Source organism: Flavobacterium sp. LPB0248 (assembly GCF_013388355.1).
GTDB lineage: Bacteria > Bacteroidota > Bacteroidia > Flavobacteriales > Flavobacteriaceae > Flavobacterium.
The window spans coordinates 1,020,287-1,038,642 of the sequence record NZ_CP058246.1 but is presented as its reverse complement, the minus strand read 5'-3'; the positions used below and the strand labels follow the sequence as shown (position 1 = coordinate 1,038,642).

Here is an 18,356-nt window from a genome sequence, read left to right as displayed (position 1 = left end):
AATATTATTATGTTTGAATAACATTGAAATTTTATAATAAAAAAATAATACTAATCGATTAAAAAACTCAAAAATAAATGTCAACATTAACAATAGACCTTAATCAAGAATACAAAATTAAGATTGAAAAAGGTAATGAATTTTATAAATCAATATTTAAAGAAGTTTATATAGATGCATCAAAAAATGTAGTAGAAATTATTAAGCAATCTGAAAAAGGCATAACATATGATGATTATAATAATATTATTGCATTTACTGGAGAGAGAGGAAAAGGTAAATCGTCGTCAATGATATCTTTCAACGATGCTTTGGTAAATAAAAATGATGAAAATCATAAGGATTTTTTTGATGGCAGAAATTTAGGCAAAAATTTGTTGAGTGAATCTTTTGAAAATATTAGAAAAAATAAATTTGCAAGTATTGATATTATTGATCCTTCTCTTTTTAGAGGAAATGAAAGCTTGTTTGAAATTATTTTAGCTAAAATGTTTTTCAAATTTCAAGATAATATAAAAAAAACAGATTCTAAAGTTACAGATGAGATTAGACGGACATTAATAAAGCACTTTCAAAGTGTTTTTGAGAACCTCCAAATTATTAATTCTGATCGTAAAGATTTATACAAACTTGAAACTATTGAGGCCTTAAGTAAATTAGCTACAAGTAGTAATTTAAGAGATTCGTTTAAAAGACTTGTTGATTATTATTTGGAGTTTTTTGAAAAAAAAGATCTTTTGATTATTGCAATTGATGATTTCGATTTAAATATAAATGGCATTTATCAAATGTTAGAAGATATTCGTCAATTTTTGATCCAAAGAAACATAATAATTTTAACAGCATTTAAGAAAGAACAAATCATTCAGTCATTAAAAAACTCAATGTTTGAAAAAGAAAAAAATCTTTCGGAAGAAGAGGTTAGAAATAGAGCTTCTAAATATTTTGAAAAATTATTTCCTCATAAACACTTAGTGTATTTACCTAACATAAATGAAATTGGAAATAATGATATAAGTGATATTGATGAAAAAAACGAAATTACAATCAAATCTGAAAATTTTGATGAAACCTTTAAATTAAAGACTAAAGAAAATCTCGTTGATATTGTAAAAATGTTCTTGAATAAAAGACTAGATCTCTTTCTTTTAAATTATAGCTTTAAGCAAAATTTTTTAATACCTACAACACTCAGAGAAACAATAGAGTTATTAAATACAGCAAATTATTTAAAATTCGATAAAATTGATCAATTGCTAGTCTTTGAAAAATATCTTATTGAAAAGATAATTAATAGCTTAAGACCTGACTATGTAGACTTTTTTATGTCTTTTAAGGATATAAATAAGAATTTAATAAAAATTGGAATCTTTAAAAAATTATATGAACTTCTTGAAAATGAGGATAAGGAGCTTTTTAAGGAATTATATGTTATTAATAATCCAAATAATATTAGTTTGGGTGATGTTTTATCCATTATCGAAAAGTACGGTGAGAAAACTTCAGTACTTGATAAAGATAGATTAATTTTTATTGATTATCTCCTAGCATATTTTTCCGTTGAATGCCTGATTATTGAACAAGATTTATCAACCAAATTTATTTATAATGGAATTATTCAAAAATTTAGAAAAGAGAACAATAAGTATAGAAGAGACTTTTTTGAGTTTAATTATGGACTGAATCAATTGTTTGATAAAAAAAGAAATGATAAAACTATTTTTTTACATAGTTTTATTAACTCTTATGGTAAGACAGACAACACCATAAATAAGCAAAAATCATCTACTTTGTTTTTTAAATTAGATTCAGGCTTTAGTCATGGTACATTTACACCTTTTGCAATTTTTACAAATTTTAAATATTTAAAAGCTAATTTGTCAGATAAAATATTTAATGACGTTTCTGAAGAATTTAAAAATGATATACTCAAATATGATGATATATTTATAGAATACGTTTTAAATGATCCTCTTTTTGCTTACGAATTTGTTAATACAGTAAGTGAGTATTCTTATGAGTATAAAGATAAAATTGAAGATGAGTTTTTAGGGGCTTATGAATTTATTTATGTTGGAGGTAGAAAGGCATTAGAAAAATTGATCTCTATTAATGATAATTCTAAAGATCAATTAATTAAGAGTTTTGATGATTTTCCAATTTTCAAAATATGGAAGAATGAAATTGAAAATAAAAATAGCGAAATTAGAAAAGAGTATTTAAAAATATATAATAGCTCTAAATCAGAAATTTATTTAACTCAACAGATGATCTCTGATATACGCTATTACATTTCAGAATTATCTAATAAATCGTTTACAAAGGCAAAAATTACGAATTTTCACAAAAAGATAAAATCAGAAAATGAAAAATCTTTATTATTAAAAGAAATTACCACATTTAGTAATAGTTACTTTAAAAGAAATGTTGAAGAAGAAGAGAAAAAATATCTACTAAAAAGTTTTATTGATTATTTAAATGAAATTATAGATGGACAATCTTCGTAAATCTATCCGCTTATTGTTTGTAAATTATTGTTCGGATAAAATTTTAAATTTAAAGAGTGAAGAAGATTATATAACTAAACAAAATTTTATTGAAAACGGATTGTATTCATTTTCAAGTTATTCATTAGATGAAATAAGTAATGTTTTTACAAAACTGGAAAGCGATTGGTTCTTAATAAATGATAAAAAGAACAATAAATCTGTATTTAATATTCTTACTCATTTTAATTCTAAAATATTAGTTGAAGAAAATTTAGAACCTTTTGTAGTTTTTGAGCACTTATTAAAGTGGAGAGATTTGTCATATTATGTAGGAGAAGATTTGCTTACATGTTCCCATTTTGCCTATTTAGATTCTATTTCGCAGCGTAGGAGGGATTTTTTTTCTTGGAGGCCTACAACATTTTCAAACAATAAACAGTTAAGAACATTACTTAAAAAAGGACTTGCTGAAAATCATTTTCATTTAAAAGGATCTGGCCCAGTTTTCGATTTAAGCTGGATTAATATAATGAATAATGTTAATAAATTCGAAAATGAATTTGACCTTTTAGAAAAGGAAATATCTTTACTAACGAAAATTTCAAATTCGTCTGTGACATCAAGAAAATCGTTAAAAATTTTAGTTTATAAAGCAGCTTATATTAGATTAAAACTTTTTAATTTTTTGAATAATATCGATCAATATGACGACAAAAGAAAAGAATTTAAAGTTGATTTATCAAAAGATTCGAATCCTATAGATTCTTATGATCTAATTTTAAGGTTAAATGATCTTAATCAGGAAATAAATCTTAATAGGAAAGATTGTGGTCATTGTTTTAAGCATTTTAAAAATGTTGAAGTAATTGATTATGCTATTCCTAAAAATATTCATAAGCAAAATTTAGAACACTCATACATTTTTTATGGTGAACGTAAATTTCTTTATGATTGTTTTAAGAAGATTTATAGTAGAGAAAATGACTTTGAAAAGTTTCATTATCTGTTTCATAGTTATTTACTTATTAAAGCACAGTTTAGAGCAGAATTAATTCAAATAAATGACAAGGTTGGATTTGGAAATTTTTCTAAATATCAGAATCGAAAGGAGTTTTTTCTAAGGGATAAATCGATCTATCATACTGCATTTGTAAATTTAGCAGTACATGATACATTAACCCATAGTAAAATAAAGTCTTTTGAAGTACGAATCGCGCCAAAAGAGAGTTATATTGACTTAACAAAAAGTATAAAATCATATAATACTGTTCTAACTAAGAATGCCATTCAATCGGAAAAAGAGTTTAATCCTGATTTCAAAAACTTAAATATTATTTCAACTGAGCAGCATTTCTACACTATACATTATATAAAGGATGAAGACAAATTCGAGACTTCTAATATTTCGAGTTATATTACTTGTAGACATTTTGATCTACGAAAGAAAATAAAAAAGCAGTCAATAGCCATAAGTACATTACGCGAAAGTCACTTAAAATATTCTGAATCAATTCGTGGCATAGATGCAGCTTCGAGCGAATTTGCAGCTTCACCTGAAGTTTTTGCTCAAGGTTTTAGATATTTGAAAAACCATAAGCTAAAAGGGACTTTAAATCATTTAAAAGATAAAATTAGCGAGCATAAAATGTATGCAACATATCATGCAGGAGAAGATTTTTATGATATTTTAGATGGTTTAAGAGCTATTGATGAATGTGTTCTGTTTTTAAACCTAAGTCAAGGAGATAGGATTGGTCACGCTTTAGCTTTAGGCATTGATGTTAGGGAATATTATGAATTCAAGAAGTATAAATTAATGTTACCAAAACAAACAGTATTAGATAACACAGTTTGGCTATTAGCAAAAATTAGAAAATACGGAATTTCAATTTGTAGAAATGAGGTTAATAGGTTAGAAAGGCTTTATGAAATTTTATTTTATGAATTATATCAACAAAATTTTGATGAGAGTGAGTTCAAGAAAAAATATTTTCATCAAACAGTTTATTTTGATGCATGGAAATTGAGAGGCGACGATCCTTATCTTTATTTTGATAACTTACAAGAAGAGGTATATAGTAAAATAAATTTAACTTATTGGGAAAGGTGCAGAATAAATGGTACCCCCTCAATATTAAAAAATGTTAGGAACAATATTGATGTGAAATTTTTATATCAACAGTATCACTTTAATCCTAAGATTAAAGAACAAGGTAAAATGATAAAACAACTTGAAATTAGTCATGATTATATTTTACTAGTAGAAGAAGTTCAAAAAAGTATGATGCGTGCTATTGCAAGTTTGAATATTGGGATAGAATGTAACCCAACATCAAATTATTTGATAGGTACATTTAAAAAATATGCTAAGCATCCTATTACTAAGTTCTTTAATTTAGGCTTGGAAATGGATCATAATGTCATAAAAGATTGCCCGCAACTTTCAGTTTCTATAAATACAGATGATCAGGGAATTTTCTCTACTTCATTAGAAAATGAATATGCATTAATGGCTATAGCTTTAGAAAAAGAAAAAGACGAATTTGGAAAACCAAAATATAATTCAAAGATGATTTCTGAATGGTTAGATAAAGTTAGACAAATGGGAATAGAACAAAGTTTCAAAGAATCCTAAATTGTAATTACAAAAAGCAGTTTTTTTAAACTGCTTTTTGTTTATAAATTCTTTTCAATAACCTCCCCAACAAACCCCAAAAACTCCATTTCATCCATAGGAAACAAATGCAAAATCGTTTCTAAAATAAGGCTCACATTAATAGTTGCACTTTTATCTTTTTTAGAAAAATTATGCATGTCGTTATCAAGCGCCAGAATGCATAATTTAAGCAAATCGGTAATGAGACAGCCGAGTTCTAAATAATTGACCACTTTAAATTGTGCGTTATATGAATTGGCTTCATTGGTTGGTTTTAGCGTTGTAAAATACTGAGCGGTTAATTTTTGCAGTTTTTGTAGCTTTTCTGTTTGGTTCGTTTCCATAAGGCGTATATTTTAAATGATTTGCAATTTGACTTTTATAAAATTTGTATAAGAAAAATTGTACTTTTGTTTGATTCGGCGAAGGAAGAAATAGATTGTATTTTACCAAACCGATTCTGCGGGTATCGTACTGTACTAAATAAGTTTGTTACTCGTGGAAGTTTTCATACTTAATTATTATCTTTGAATTATGAGCACACTAACAAAACCAAATCATATAGGGCGAAAAATAAGCCGTATTCGTGAACTTCGTGATATGAAACAGGAAGCTTTAGCACAGGCTTTGGGAATAAGTCAGCAAACAATATCTACTATTGAAAACAGCGAAACTATAGAAGAAGATAGACTTTCTGAAATAGCGAAAGCGCTTGGTGTAACGGTGGAAGCAATTAAAAATTTTTCAGAAGACGGTATGATAAATTATTTCAACACTTTTAATGATGCTGTTTCGGGGAATAATTTTAATCATTATAATACTTGTACTTTCAATCCATTAGATAAATTAATGGAAACGGTAGAAGAAAATAAAAAGCTTTACGAGCGTTTGCTTCAATCAGAAAAAGATAAAATTGAGTATTTAGAAAAGTTGCTAAAAGATAAATAGTAAGCTTTTTAAGAATATAGAAACCTCTCAGAAATGAGAGGTTTTTTATTTTACAAAAAAGTATCGTTTTACGGCTTTCCTCAATTTAGAAGAAATTTGTTTGTATATATTAGCAACCAGAAAAATAGAGATGAAAAGCTTTATGGGAAAGGCAAATCAATTATAAAAACCAAAAACTATATAACCTCAAAAATTAATTTTAAATGAAAAAAAGCATTTTTATTTTGGGATTGCTATTTATTACAAGCTTGAGTTTTTGCCAGACCAAGGTTAAGCAAGACATAAAAGCAACTAATAAAACGGAAAACAAAACATACGACTCAAAACTTTTTGGATGCTGGAAAGGCTCTGAAATGGGACAACAGCAAGAAGGAGTAAATAAATATTGGGTGTCATGTCGTTTTGAAAACGGAACTAGTGTTTTACTTTTTGTTGCGATGTACGAAAACGGTAAAGTCGATCAAATTACTGAAAATGGTAAATGGTGGGTTGAAAACGGAAAGTATTATGAACTACATAACTATGATGGCGTAATAGATGTTTATGATTATCAAGTTACAGATCAAGGCGTTAATTTCCAGTCAATTGAATTAATGGGAAAAAAGGACAATACTTATAAGTTTACCGATTATAAAATTGCTGATTAAGTGAAATTGAAAGATTATAATTTACTTGAAAAATCTCTCAGAAATGAGAGTTTTTTTTGTTCATCTATTTTATACCTATATATTTACTTTTAATAAAGAAACTTGCTAAACAAACCAAATGAAAACAAAACTACTTTTATTTTTTATACTTTGTATTTTTATCGAAACCAGTGCTCAACAGAAAATCTATGATTTAACGAGTAATCCAAACAGTTTTTTAAAATTTAATGGCAATTTATTTTTTGAAGCTAGTACTGAAAATACAAGTTTTGAAATATGGAAAAGTGATGGAACTCCTGAGAACACAGCTATTCTTCACGCTATGAATGTAAGTAAAGGTTATAATCCAAAAAGAATATTAAATACAGGTTCAGCTATATTAAATGGTAAGTTGTTTTTTATTGCAAGAGACAATCTTTCAAATGGAGAAATTTGGCGAACAGATGGGATAAATGAGACTGTAAAAATTACAGATTTTCTTAATGGTAGAGCGGAGAAGCTTACAACCGTAGGAAATTCAATTTTCTTTTTAATGAAAACCAGCAATTATGTATTGCAGATCTGGAAAACGGATGGTACAAAAGAAGGAACAGTATTGGTAAAAGATAATTTACCTATTTGGAATAAACCAACTTTTGAAGGTGAATTGAATAATACATTCATATTTACTTTTCAGGTAGTTAATTCGAATGATTCTAGAGTGTGGAGAAGTGATGGAACCTCAGAAGGGACATATCCGATATCAGATCAAATGGATGGGAATGGATCAGGATTAGGAGGTACGGCAGCATTTACTCAATATAGTAAAAGCGCTAATAAATTGTATTTTGTTAGCAGAAATTATTTATTTGAGACGGATGGAACTCCTGAAAATACAATAAATAGAGGAAATGTATGGAATGGAAGTTTTAAGTTAGCAGATTTTAGTGATGTCATTGAAGTTAATGGAAATCTGTATTTTATGTTTTTTTCTGCGGACTATTTTAATGTAGAAATTTGGAAATTTAATTTAGCGAATAAAGATCTTTCTATGGTATATTCGGCTCAAAAGTCACAATATTTTTATCCTTCTAGTTTTGTATATAAAAACGATTCTTTAATTTTTTGTGGACCAAATAACGCTAATGGTACTTCATTGTTGTCTATGAAGCTTAGTAATAACGAGATATCTGAGATAAAGGAAATGCCATCAAGATCAAAGCCTTTTGTCTTTTTTGCTTATGAAGCTGCTGCTTTTATTTATAATATTAATAACAATGAATATTTTATCACATCTCCTGAAAATGAAAAGCAAGAAAGAAGTGGTTATATTTTTAATTATAATTTGCAAAAAGTTGAAAATATTACTGCATTAGACAATGTTTCGGAGGCGATTAGTTATAATGATTATTTATATTATTCAAAAGACAACAAATTGTGGAAATATGCAAGTAATCTGAATGTAATATCAATAGATAAACAGCCATCATTAACTTTATATCCAAATCCTTCAACTGATTTTGTTCAAATTAATCTGCCTAATAGTGAAAGCATCCAAACGGTTAATATTTTTGATATAAATGGAAGATTGGTAACTGATTTATTGACTTTTCATGATAATAGAATTGATGTATCAAGATTGGCTAAGGGAATTTATAATGTTCAGATTAAGTACGGAAATTCTTTAATTAATAAGAAAATTGTAAAGATATAAATTGAAGATTTGTAAAGTATTCTACAACAAAATTTCATAAAATTTATCATTTTGATCGAAGGGAGAAATCACACTAGAAGTTCGACAAAGTAAGTCACCAATCTTTGCAGAATTACGTGTGTGATTTCTCCCTTCGGTCGAAATGACAAATATTGCGTTTAAATATTCTCATCCATTTCGCTTATATCGCAACGCATGGTTGTGAGTATTGGTTTAAATCCTGCCTTTTTATAAGCGTTGACAGCGGCTTCATTATCATGATATACCTCTAATCTAACTTCGGTTATTCCTTGAGATAAAACCCATTTTTTAAGACGGTCAATTAATAGATTATTAAGACCTTTTCCTCTAAATTCTGGATCTACAAACATAAAACCAAGATATCCGAAAAAATCATGTTTTTGATAGGGTTTAGCTTGTCGAATTTGAGCATATCCACAACCAATAATTTGATTGTTAAAGTCTATAACCAAAAGTTCTGATTTGGGGTCAAAAATAAATTCCTCTATACTATAATAAAAAATCTCTCCGTCTTTTAATGTTACGTCGAAAGGCCTTTCTGCATGCACTAAATGTTGCAGAAATTCGGCAAGTTTAGGTAAATCTGCATTTACAGCTTGCCTGATCGATATGTCTTTATTTTCATTCATATTTCAAATATATTGAAAATAAATATCCTTTGATCGTGGAATGCAAAAGTTTACCCGCTCCAGTTTGTCATTTCGACCGAAGGGAGAAATCACACTAGAAGCTCGACAAAGTAAGTAGCCAATCTTTGCGGAATTACGTGTGTGATTTCTCCCTTCGGTCGAAATGACAAGATTGTGTTTTAAATAAAAAAAACTCTCAGAATTGAGAGTTTTTTTATATCTGTTTGAAGAAATTAAACTTTCTTTTTTATCGAAGTTTTTGGTTTACGCTTTAATTTTTCGATCAGGGCATCTGCTTTTTCGTTTTCAGAAATAGAGCGTAACGATTCTGCGTAGCGGTAATAGTAAACGGGATCTAAATCTGTGGTTAGAGCGAAGAGTTCGCTGTACCATTCGGCTGCTTTTTCAAGTTCGCAATTCGAATACGATGAATTTCCTAATTTTTGAAACAAGTCTACAGATTTGTAGCCCTTTGCGGCGACCTTTTCGTAGGTCTTTATAACATCGACATAAGCGTATTTTTCGCCGACTTTTTCGGTTCTATAATAAGTTTCATTTTGCGCCGCGGCACGAAATGAAAATACGATTAACAATACTAAAATTGCTAAATGTTTTTGCATAGGTTTAGTTTTGGTTGTGGTATTTAATCGTATTTTTTTAATTGTTTTTGAAAATATTTTCAGCTTGATAAAAGCTTGCTAAATCAATAAACGTCAATTTTAGTCTATTATTTTACATTTAATGATGCTTTTATTGTACAAAGATATGTAAATCAGTAATATAAAGTGTTTTTAAACGATATTTTTTTGATTTGGTCGATTATATTATGTTTTTGTAAATAATTGATTTTTTTTGATTTATGTGTTTTTTTGAAAGTGAAAAACGATTTTGAGGTAGGTATTTTTATTTTTTAAAAAGAATAAAATTTAACTTTATATCAGAAAGACCATTGCGATGACAATACAGGATTATCTAGATAAAATAGAAAGCTTGCAACGCGAAAAGACTAAGATTACATTTTCTGACAATGATGATCTCGAATTTTACGTTCAAAAAATACTGCAAAATGCTGAATCCTTTTTTATGCTTGATGATGTATTGCAAAAAACTTCAGATAGGATTCTTTTAAATAACGAAGCATTAAAATTGTTTGCGAATCGTTTAGGCTTGTTATTTTTAGAAGAAAAAGAATTAGGAAATGTATGTTTTGCCAATAGCGAAGAAGTGCGTCCAGAATATCGGCAAAGTTTCAAATTGATAGATTTCTTAGATTATATTTATGCTTTTATGCATTCTGATGTTTTTGTAGAATCTCAAAAAATAATAATCACATCAGAAACAGATCTTTTTTGGAAATTGGCAAAAATAGGTTCAAGTTTAAGAGAAATTTAGCTAAGGCTTTAAATAAATAACCTTAAAATAATTACTTGTTGCTTTAAAAACAGGTATTTATACTTTAACCAGTGAGTTTTTTACAATGTATTTTTGGTTGGCACTTAAAAACATAAAACTATGGAATCAGGTTCTGATCAATTATTAAACGATTTAACCCTTAAATGTACGGCAGGAAGAACTAGAATTGCTACTCCTTCAGGAGAAAAAGCTATTGAGTATTTGGATAAAGGAGAATCAGTTCTTGCATTTTCTTCAAAAGTAGAATCGGGTAGAATTGAGCTATCTTCATCAGAAACAAAAGTTACTTTTAGCGGAGGTACTCAAGGGCGTAGTAATGCACTTTATATCACTTTAGGGTATAAACAAGAAATTATCTGTACTTTAGACCAACCTTTTTTGCTTATAAATGGTAAATATACAACAGGTTCACAATTGAGGCCAGGAACAGAGCTTGTTGATGAGAAAGGGGATCCTGTTGTTGTTAGTAGTATTTCAATGGGAACTTATCAAGGAATGATTAATAATATTTCTGTAGGTGATTTTAATTTTACTAGTCCGGATGGTCATTTATTATTGGCTCAAGGAGTAATAATAGGAGATTTTGTCTTTCAATTATTTTTTGATTCTCTTCCAGGTAATTTAAAAGAATAAAATAAGAAATAAAAAAAAGCAGCTCCTGGTACGAGCTGCTTTTCTAATTTTTAGGGCAAAAAATTAACGACGGAAAGCTGGACTCTTATTTACAGTTTCGTCTAACTTTACAGTCTTAACTTTTTTGGCAGCAACTTTAATTTCGTGTTTCGCCACTTTGTCGTTTGCTTTCAATTCAAGAACATAAGTTCCTGCAGGAAAACTTTCTAAACTAATAGTTTTTGAAACCTCCAATTTGTCTGCTGCAGCGTCTCCTGCATAAAGTAAATTGTGATTCTCGTCATAAATAGAGAAAGATGCATTTTCTACAGTGTCTAAAGTAAAGCTAACTACTTTTCCGTTTCCTGTTTTAATGTTTAAAATATAATCACCTTTTCCATCAATGGCATAGGTAAACACAGTCGCTAAAAAAAAGGCAGCAACTAAACCAGCTTTGGTAAATTTTGTCATGTTTTTTTTAAATTGTTAATTACTAAATGTGGAACGCGTAAAACTACAAATACAAATTTAATTTTTAGCAAAATATTGGCACTTTTCGATGTATAAGTTGCTGAATTGTAATTATTTCGGTATTTTGTTTAAACTATGTACGTAATTACTGGGTTTTCGGATTTATTTTTAGAAAACATTTTTTAACACTTAAAAATCAAAGAGTAAAATTAATAAGAATAATTTTCAGAAATTTTCAGTTTTGTCACCTGTTTTAATTCTTGAACAAAAAAAACAGCTCTGTAACCGTCAAGAGCTGTTTCTTATAAGCTTAATTTTAATTTTTTCTAACCTTAATTTATACCTTTTTGCAGTATAAAATTTTAGCGTGTAGCGACACTTGTATTTTTAGCAAAACCTGCTTTGTAAACATAAGAAACGGCATTTCTAGATAAAGATGCATTATCTCCTATTGTGATTTCGTATTTTGCTCTTTTTGCACTGTCTTCTACTTCTAAATAATAAGTTCCTTCAGGAAATTCTTCTAGACTAAAAGTTCTTAAAATTCCATCTTTTCCAGATGCTGTTTCAGAATAGATTAAAGTCCCGTCTTTGTCATAAATAGCTAAATTGGCTTTCTGTACTCTGTTAAGTGCGAAAGTGATTTGTTTTCCATTAGCTTTTAATACATGAAGATTAAAATCTCCATTTCCATCAATTGCGTAAGTGCTTATTCCTGTGAAAAGCAACGCTGCTACTAAACTCAATTTTGCAATCTTTTTCATGGTACTTCGTTTTTAAATTATTAGTTCTAATTCTCTGATGCTAAATTACTTATGTAATACATGAAAAAGCGCAACTGTATTTTCTTATTTCTATGCTATATTCTCATTTACGAAACCGTTATAGGTTAAAACATGGATTATTTTTAATGTTTCTGTTAATTCGGTTATTATTTTTCAATGTTTTGCTTGATTTTAAGTTTACAATGGATTAAGGATTTATTTACAAAAAGTAATTGAGTTGTTCCACAGAGATTCACAGAGAAAAACATAAAGATTCGCAAAGCTTTAAAAAATAAACTTTGCGAATCTCTGCGGAAAACTTTGTGAATCTCTGTGTAATGCTCTAGAAAGTATAAAACAAAAAAAACAGCTCAATAACCACAAAGAGCTGTTTTTAAAACTTTTGAAAGTTTTTAAACTTACTAACTATCTAACCTCACTTTTATACTTTATGAAAGCATAAACTTTTTAGCGTGCTGCCACGCTTGTATTTTTAGCAAAACCTGGTTTATAAACTGAAGAAACTGCATTTTTGGATAAAATAGTAGCATCGTCAGTTATTGTGATTTCGTATTTTGCTTTTTTTGCATCGTTTTCTACTTCTAAGAAGTAAGTTCCTTCTGGAAATTCTTCTAAGCTAAATGTTCTTAGAATTCCATCTTTACCTGAAGCGGTTTCAGAATAAATAAGAGATCCGTCTTTGTCATAAATAGCTAAGTTGGCTTTTTGCGTTTGGTTAAGACCAAACGTGATCATTTTTCCATTAGCTTTAATAACATGCAGATTAAAGTCTGCTGTTCCATCAATTGCATATGTGCTTATTCCTGTGAAAAGCAATGCTGCTACTAAACTCAATCTAACAATCTTTTTCATGGTATTTAGTTTTTAAATTAATAGTTCTAATTCTCTGATGCTAAATTACTTTAGTTGTAAGTAAAAAATCAATACTATATTCTCCAATTTCTATGCTATATTCTCATTTACGAAACCGTTATAGGTTAAAATTTGAATTATATTTATCGTTTTCGTTAATTCAGTTATTATTTTTCAACTTTTTTAGTGATTTTTAATTTACATTGAGATAACGATTTGTTTAAAAAATGTAGGAAGAAGAAAGGTGCTAAGGTTCTAAGCTTCTGAGCTTCTAAATTAGAAATGTGTTGTAAGTTTATACCGCAGAGCTACACAAAGAAAACACAGAGATTCGCAAAGCTTAGAAAATAACTTTGCGAATCTCTGCGAAAAATTTTTGCGAATCTCTGTGTTATAACCCACAAAAGTATAGAGCAAAAAAAAAACAGCTCAGTAACCACAAAGAGCTGTTTTTAAAACTTTTGAAAGTTTTTAACTTACTAACTATCTAACCTCACTTTTTATACTGTATTAGAGTATAAAGTTTTAAGTGCCGTGAAGAAAATTGCACTTAACCTTAATATTTTCTTAGTTAACAGAAACTGTTCCTTTTGAAGACAAAACAGAACTATTAGCGTTAACAGTGATATCGTATTTTACTTTTTTGAAGCTGTCAGCAACCTCTAAAATATATTTTCCTTGCGGGAATTCTTCTAAACTGAAAGTTCTTAAGATTCCGTCTTTACCAGAAGCATTCTCAGTATAGATTACATTACCATTTGTATCAGATATACTAATAACTGCTTTTTGTAATTGATTAATTCCAAAAGCAATTACCTTGCCATTTCCTTTTAAAACATGAAGATTTAACGCTTCATTTCCATCAATTGCATAAGTACTCATTCCTGTTAGAAGTACTGCACATACTAAACTTAATTTCATAACCTTTTTCATATTCTATAGTATTTAATTTTTTTCGTTCATTTTTCTAAGGCAAAGTTATGGCAGCATGTGTGGTATTTTAACATCTGTATTTTCCAATTTATATGCTATATTCTCATTTACGAAACCGTTATATGTTAAAATTTGACTTTAATGTTGTGTTTTTGTTAATTTGATTGTTTTTATTCAAAGTTTTTCAAAAACTGAATACTTCTTAAAATTTCCATTTTTCTTACAATTTTTAACAAATTGGTATAAAATCGAGTTTTAAATAGGATAAATAGAAAAAAAGTCAGGAAAAAAAATAAGACCCTAAAAAAAAGCCGATTTTGATGTAAAATATTCAGTGTTAAGAACGTTATTTTAATGTAAAATTCGCATTTACGAAACCGTTATAGGTTAAAATTTAAATTATTTTAGGTGATTTTGTTAAATTTGCTATTATTTTTTAAAGAAATTATCATGAAGACAATTGCCCCAGCTCTTGAAGTGATAACTAACTCATACGGAAGTTCTTTTACCTACGCTAAACACGCCGAAAAGACCAATAGTAAAGCTCATTTATGGCACTATCATCCAGAAATTGAGTTGGTCTATATAAACGGTGGGGCAGGGAAGAGACAAATAGGAAGCCATGTTTCTTATTATACCAATGGTAGTTTACTTTTAATAGGAGCTAATTTGCCGCATTGCGGTTTTACAAATGAGCAGACCGGAAATACAACGGAAACCGTTATCCATATTAAGCCTGAATTTTTAGGAAGCGACTTTTTTGTAGCTCCCGAAATGAGAAAGGTTCAGAATATATTAAAACAAGCTAAAGGCGGAATCGCTTTTGGTGGCGAAACGAAAAAGCGTATCGGAAAAAAAATTGAAATGATGGAAAATGAACCGCCATTTCAGAGATTAATGACGCTTTTGAGTGTTTTAGACGAATTGGAATCGGCTGAAGAATATACCATCTTAAACGCCGACGGATTTTCCATGGAACTGCAAACGCAAGACAACGATCGTATGAATGTGGTTTTCAATTTTGTAAAAGATCATTTTCAAGAATCTATTTCTATAGATGAGGTTTCGAGTCTGGTAAGCATGACTACGCCATCTTTTTGTCGTTACTTTAAAAAGATTTCGAACAAAACATTTACTGAGTTTGTAAATGAATATCGTTTAGTGCATGCTTCAAAACTTTTGGCAGAACAGCCTATGAGTATTAATGAGGTTTGTTACGAAAGCGGATTTAATAATTTCAGCCACTTTAGTAAATCGTTTAAACAATATACAGGTAAAAGCGCTTCGCAATACCGTCATGAACATAAGATTATAATCAGCTAGTTTTTGGCTTAAGTTTTTTTTAGCCACGAATTCACGAATTCTATTTAATATTAATTCGTGAATTCGTGGCTATCTTTTTTTACTCCAAAGCAAGTCGGATTTTTCATATATTTTATTCTGAAAAAAGTTATATTTACAAACCCTAATCAGAAAAAAAATATCAAAATGAAGAAATTTAAAATGCTATTGTCTGCATTTTTGCTTTGTCTCACCACCATGACATACGCTGCAAAAGTAGACACACTTCAAGTTGCAAGTACCGCTATGGGTAAAACCTATAAGGCAGCGGTAGTTTTACCAAATTCTTATGCAAAAAGCAAATCGACTTTTCCGGTAATGTATCTTCTGCATGGTGCATACGGACATTTTAGCGATTGGCTAAAAAATACGCCAAACAAAAAACTGGTGCATAATCTAGCAGATCAATACAATATGATTATTGTAATGCCAGAAGGAGAAACGTTTAGTTTTTATATTGATAGTCCTGTAAATAAAGAAAGTCAGTTTGAAACTTTTATTACGCAGGAAGTTATCCAGAAAATAGATAAAACGTACCGAACTATTGCTGGTAAAAACGGAAGAGTAATAACAGGACTTTCTATGGGCGGACACGGTGCATTGTATTTGTCTGCCAGACACCCAGAATTATTTTGTGCAGCTGGAAGTATGAGTGGTGCTGTAGATATGAGCACGATGCTTAACAGAGATTCTTCGGCACAAATTGTAAAATTAATGCAGCCTGTTTTTGGTGATAAAAGTGGAAACACCGAATTATACGAGCAAAATTCTGTTTTAAGAATGGCCGATAAAATTAAGTCGAATAAATTGCCTTTAATAATAGATTGCGGAGTAGACGATTTTTTGATTGAACCAAACCGAGAATTACACAGAAGATTGGTTTATAATAAAGTTGACCACGATTATACAGAACGTCCAGGAGCTCATACTTGGGATTATTGGGAGAACTCACTTCCATATCACGCATTATTTTTTAATAAAATACTAGCTAAAAATCAGATGAATACAAAAAAATAAAGCTTTTTTAGCTTAAAAATAAGTCGAATGTCTTTTTTTGGTTTAATTTTTGGAATATCTTTATAGTATAATACCTAAAAAACAAATTTATGAAAAAGATACTTACCTTATTTGCGGTTATTGGTTTAGTCGCATTTTCTAGTTGTGAAGGGCCAGAAGGGCCTCCGGGACCTCCGGGATATGATGGAGTTGGAACAGTTTATGAAAATGCACCTCCTAATTATTATAACTTCAATCCAAGTTCAGATCCACTAAAAAATTTTAGAGTTAGATTTGTTTTTCCACAACGAATTTTTGATTCAGATGTAGTTTTGGTGTATCGATATGGAGGTGTGGATAGTGGCAGAGATGTTTGGGAATTTTTGCCTGAAACGCATTACTTTGATGATGGTACGAGGGACTTTTCTTTTGATTTTACATTTAGTGATTCTTTTGTGGATATTTATTTAAATGGTAATAATCTAACTGATTCAGCACTTGATCCTTACAGATTTAATCAGATTTTTAGAATTGTTGTAGTTCCTGCTGATTTTGCAAAATCTGTTAATAAGGCTAATTATTTGGAAGTTATGAAAGCAGCTAACTTAAGTGAAAGTCAAGTACAAAAAATTAAGCTTTAATTTCTCTTAATTATAAATAAAAAAAAAGGAAATCGTAAGATTTCCTTTTTTTTATGAATATATGTTTTTTAAACTAATTATTCTTCGCTTGACGAATCATTTAAAACTTTTTCTGGGCCAAATTTAAGAGAAACTAGAATTCCTACTAGAAGAGATAAAGCAATAAATCCTAAAGAAGCCCATTCTGGAACGTGGAAGAAATCGTGTAAAAGCATTTTTAATCCAACGAAAGCTAGAATTGCAACTAAGCTGTATTCTAAATAACTGAATTTTGCCAGCATATTTGCTAAGAAGAAATACATAGAACGTAACCCTAGAATTGCAAAAATATTCGAGCTAAATACCAAAAACGGATCTTTGGTAATAGCAAGAATTGCTGGGACACTGTCAACAGCAAAAAGAACATCCATCACTTCGATAACAATTAAGGCAACAAATAATGGCGTTGCTGCTTTTTTTGCAGTTTTGGTCGAAATGAAAAATTTCTCGCCATCTGTTTCTGCTGTAATCGGCATAACTTTACCTAAAGCCTTATAGATAAAAGAATCTTTTGGGTGAAAATCTTCTTCTTCTCCAGAAAAAAGCATTTTTATTGCGGTAAATATTAAGAAAACGCCAAAGACATACGTTGTCCAAGTAAATTTATTGATCAGCATAACTCCGAAAAAAATCATCAATCCACGGAAAACAATAGCGCCTAAGATTCCCCAAAATAAAACACGGTGCTGGTATTTTTGCGGAATTTTGAATGAAGCAAAGATAATAGCGATAACAAAGATGTTATCGACACTCAGCGAAAGCTCGATCAAATAACCTGTAATAAACTTCATTGAAGCTACAGCCGGTTTCAAATTGTCTGGATTATCAATATAGTCTGTGGTGTAAAGCCAATAAATTACTCCCGAAAAAAGGAAAGATAAAGTAACCCAGACTAAGGTCCATTTGCTGGCTTCTTTTGTGCTAATAATATGGGGTGTTTTGTTAAAGACACCTAAATCTAAAGCAAGAATAAAAACTACAGCAAGTAAAAAGAGTGACCAGACTATCATAATGATTTTTTTTAATGATTTACAAAGATAAGTTTTGAAGTTTAACTTAAAAATTAAATTTAATCCTAAAATTAAGTAATATTTGTTATTTGTAAAGTGTTAACTATTATAAAGTTATGAGGTTTTTTGAGTCTTAATTTGTTTTGTTTTTTTAGTTTATAGAATTTTGCTCTTAGTTTT

At 29.2% G+C, this 18,356-nt stretch carries 18 protein-coding genes; 10 read left to right on the top strand and 8 right to left on the bottom strand.

Features of this window, described 5'->3' with window-relative positions:
• Positions 1 to 77 precede the first annotated feature (77 nt).
• Both LPB248_RS04255 and LPB248_RS04250 read left to right on the top strand, forming a co-directional pair.
• On the top strand, positions 78 to 2,507 hold the full coding sequence (locus tag LPB248_RS04255) for a hypothetical protein (RefSeq protein WP_177210339.1): 2,430 nt from the start codon (positions 78 to 80) through the stop codon (positions 2,505 to 2,507).
• Positions 2,491 to 5,124, top strand: a complete 2,634-nt coding sequence (locus LPB248_RS04250) for a hypothetical protein (protein WP_177210338.1) — start codon at positions 2,491 to 2,493, stop codon at positions 5,122 to 5,124. The genes LPB248_RS04255 and LPB248_RS04250 overlap by 17 nt, the downstream gene beginning before the upstream one ends.
• 41 nt (positions 5,125 to 5,165) lie before the next feature.
• Here the strand turns inward: LPB248_RS04250 and LPB248_RS04245 are convergent, their stop codons facing one another.
• Positions 5,166 to 5,489 (bottom strand): hypothetical protein, encoded by a 324-nt coding sequence (locus tag LPB248_RS04245; protein ID WP_177210337.1) that lies wholly within the window; start codon positions 5,487 to 5,489, stop codon positions 5,166 to 5,168.
• A 190-nt stretch (positions 5,490 to 5,679) separates the two neighbouring features.
• On the opposite strand from LPB248_RS04245, the gene LPB248_RS04240 reads away from it, so the two are divergent.
• The 3 genes from LPB248_RS04240 (at position 5,680) to LPB248_RS04230 (ending at position 8,433) form a co-directional block, all read left to right on the top strand.
• Positions 5,680 to 6,093, top strand: a complete 414-nt coding sequence (locus LPB248_RS04240; protein ID WP_177210336.1) for a helix-turn-helix domain-containing protein — start codon at positions 5,680 to 5,682, stop codon at positions 6,091 to 6,093.
• A 203-nt stretch (positions 6,094 to 6,296) separates the two neighbouring features.
• Positions 6,297 to 6,740 (top strand): hypothetical protein, encoded by a 444-nt coding sequence (locus tag LPB248_RS04235; RefSeq protein ID WP_177210335.1) that lies wholly within the window; start codon positions 6,297 to 6,299, stop codon positions 6,738 to 6,740.
• A gap of 118 nt (positions 6,741 to 6,858) precedes the next feature.
• Positions 6,859 to 8,433 carry a T9SS type A sorting domain-containing protein gene (locus tag LPB248_RS04230; RefSeq protein ID WP_177210334.1) on the top strand — a complete coding sequence of 525 codons (1,575 nt, stop codon included), beginning with the start codon at positions 6,859 to 6,861 and terminating at the stop codon, positions 8,431 to 8,433.
• 158 nt (positions 8,434 to 8,591) lie between these two features.
• On the opposite strand, the gene LPB248_RS04225 is transcribed toward LPB248_RS04230, so the two are convergent.
• Together LPB248_RS04225 and LPB248_RS04220 are read right to left on the bottom strand one after the other, a co-directional pair.
• A complete protein-coding gene (locus tag LPB248_RS04225; RefSeq protein WP_177210333.1) occupies positions 8,592 to 9,083 on the bottom strand; it encodes a GNAT family N-acetyltransferase in 492 nt (163 codons plus the stop codon).
• 233 nt (positions 9,084 to 9,316) lie between these two features.
• Complete coding sequence (locus LPB248_RS04220; protein WP_177210332.1) at positions 9,317 to 9,703, bottom strand: flagellar motor protein MotB; 387 nt, start codon at positions 9,701 to 9,703, stop codon at positions 9,317 to 9,319.
• Between the two features lie 334 nt (positions 9,704 to 10,037).
• Between LPB248_RS04220 and LPB248_RS04215 the strand changes: the two genes are divergently transcribed.
• Positions 10,038 to 10,475 carry a hypothetical protein gene (locus LPB248_RS04215; protein ID WP_177210331.1) on the top strand — a complete coding sequence of 146 codons (438 nt, stop codon included), beginning with the start codon at positions 10,038 to 10,040 and terminating at the stop codon, positions 10,473 to 10,475.
• A gap of 120 nt (positions 10,476 to 10,595) precedes the next feature.
• The gene (locus LPB248_RS04210) at positions 10,596 to 11,129 is read left to right on the top strand and encodes a polymorphic toxin-type HINT domain-containing protein (protein ID WP_177210330.1); all 534 of its coding nucleotides are present in this window, start codon (positions 10,596 to 10,598) and stop codon (positions 11,127 to 11,129) included.
• 63 nt (positions 11,130 to 11,192) lie between these two features.
• On the opposite strand, the gene LPB248_RS04205 is transcribed toward LPB248_RS04210, so the two are convergent.
• From LPB248_RS04205 to LPB248_RS04190, 4 genes are all read right to left on the bottom strand, one after another.
• Positions 11,193 to 11,579: a secretion protein gene (locus LPB248_RS04205; RefSeq protein ID WP_177210329.1), complete on the bottom strand. Its 387-nt coding sequence runs from the start codon at positions 11,577 to 11,579 to the stop codon at positions 11,193 to 11,195.
• A gap of 362 nt (positions 11,580 to 11,941) precedes the next feature.
• Positions 11,942 to 12,343, bottom strand: coding sequence for a DUF3244 domain-containing protein (locus LPB248_RS04200; protein WP_177210328.1), 402 nt, complete (start codon positions 12,341 to 12,343; stop codon positions 11,942 to 11,944).
• 468 nt (positions 12,344 to 12,811) lie between these two features.
• Positions 12,812 to 13,216: a T9SS type A sorting domain-containing protein gene (locus tag LPB248_RS04195; RefSeq protein ID WP_177210327.1), complete on the bottom strand. Its 405-nt coding sequence runs from the start codon at positions 13,214 to 13,216 to the stop codon at positions 12,812 to 12,814.
• 567 nt (positions 13,217 to 13,783) lie between these two features.
• The gene (locus LPB248_RS04190) at positions 13,784 to 14,149 is read right to left on the bottom strand and encodes a DUF3244 domain-containing protein (protein ID WP_177210326.1); all 366 of its coding nucleotides are present in this window, start codon (positions 14,147 to 14,149) and stop codon (positions 13,784 to 13,786) included.
• A 450-nt stretch (positions 14,150 to 14,599) separates the two neighbouring features.
• Here LPB248_RS04190 and LPB248_RS04185 point away from each other — a divergent pair, with 450 nt between their 5' ends.
• The 3 genes from LPB248_RS04185 (at position 14,600) to LPB248_RS04175 (ending at position 17,127) form a co-directional block, all read left to right on the top strand.
• Positions 14,600 to 15,472, top strand: coding sequence for an AraC family transcriptional regulator (locus LPB248_RS04185; RefSeq protein WP_177210325.1), 873 nt, complete (start codon positions 14,600 to 14,602; stop codon positions 15,470 to 15,472).
• Positions 15,473 to 15,637: 165 nt separating this feature from the next.
• Complete coding sequence (locus tag LPB248_RS04180; RefSeq protein WP_177210324.1) at positions 15,638 to 16,507, top strand: alpha/beta hydrolase; 870 nt, start codon at positions 15,638 to 15,640, stop codon at positions 16,505 to 16,507.
• A gap of 89 nt (positions 16,508 to 16,596) precedes the next feature.
• Entirely contained in the window at positions 16,597 to 17,127 is a 531-nt protein-coding gene (locus LPB248_RS04175) for a hypothetical protein (RefSeq protein WP_177210323.1), read from the top strand.
• 77 nt (positions 17,128 to 17,204) lie between these two features.
• Here LPB248_RS04175 and LPB248_RS04170 read toward each other — a convergent pair whose 3' ends face one another.
• A complete protein-coding gene (locus LPB248_RS04170; protein ID WP_177210322.1) occupies positions 17,205 to 18,176 on the bottom strand; it encodes a TerC family protein in 972 nt (323 codons plus the stop codon).
• Positions 18,177 to 18,356: the final 180 nt, after the last annotated feature.

Coding starts and splice junctions, on each gene's coding strand:
- LPB248_RS04255 (WP_177210339.1), top strand. CDS start 78: ATGTCAACATTAACAATAGACCTTAATCAAGAATACAAAATTAAGATT.
- LPB248_RS04250 (WP_177210338.1), top strand. CDS start 2,491: ATGGACAATCTTCGTAAATCTATCCGCTTATTGTTTGTAAATTATTGT.
- LPB248_RS04245 (WP_177210337.1), bottom strand. CDS start 5,489: ATGGAAACGAACCAAACAGAAAAGCTACAAAAACTGCAAAAATTAACC.
- LPB248_RS04240 (WP_177210336.1), top strand. CDS start 5,680: ATGAGCACACTAACAAAACCAAATCATATAGGGCGAAAAATAAGCCGT.
- LPB248_RS04235 (WP_177210335.1), top strand. CDS start 6,297: ATGAAAAAAAGCATTTTTATTTTGGGATTGCTATTTATTACAAGCTTG.
- LPB248_RS04230 (WP_177210334.1), top strand. CDS start 6,859: ATGAAAACAAAACTACTTTTATTTTTTATACTTTGTATTTTTATCGAA.
- LPB248_RS04225 (WP_177210333.1), bottom strand. CDS start 9,083: ATGAATGAAAATAAAGACATATCGATCAGGCAAGCTGTAAATGCAGAT.
- LPB248_RS04220 (WP_177210332.1), bottom strand. CDS start 9,703: ATGCAAAAACATTTAGCAATTTTAGTATTGTTAATCGTATTTTCATTT.
- LPB248_RS04215 (WP_177210331.1), top strand. CDS start 10,038: ATGACAATACAGGATTATCTAGATAAAATAGAAAGCTTGCAACGCGAA.
- LPB248_RS04210 (WP_177210330.1), top strand. CDS start 10,596: ATGGAATCAGGTTCTGATCAATTATTAAACGATTTAACCCTTAAATGT.
- LPB248_RS04205 (WP_177210329.1), bottom strand. CDS start 11,579: ATGACAAAATTTACCAAAGCTGGTTTAGTTGCTGCCTTTTTTTTAGCG.
- LPB248_RS04200 (WP_177210328.1), bottom strand. CDS start 12,343: ATGAAAAAGATTGCAAAATTGAGTTTAGTAGCAGCGTTGCTTTTCACA.
- LPB248_RS04195 (WP_177210327.1), bottom strand. CDS start 13,216: ATGAAAAAGATTGTTAGATTGAGTTTAGTAGCAGCATTGCTTTTCACA.
- LPB248_RS04190 (WP_177210326.1), bottom strand. CDS start 14,149: ATGAAAAAGGTTATGAAATTAAGTTTAGTATGTGCAGTACTTCTAACA.
- LPB248_RS04185 (WP_177210325.1), top strand. CDS start 14,600: ATGAAGACAATTGCCCCAGCTCTTGAAGTGATAACTAACTCATACGGA.
- LPB248_RS04180 (WP_177210324.1), top strand. CDS start 15,638: ATGAAGAAATTTAAAATGCTATTGTCTGCATTTTTGCTTTGTCTCACC.
- LPB248_RS04175 (WP_177210323.1), top strand. CDS start 16,597: ATGAAAAAGATACTTACCTTATTTGCGGTTATTGGTTTAGTCGCATTT.
- LPB248_RS04170 (WP_177210322.1), bottom strand. CDS start 18,176: ATGATAGTCTGGTCACTCTTTTTACTTGCTGTAGTTTTTATTCTTGCT.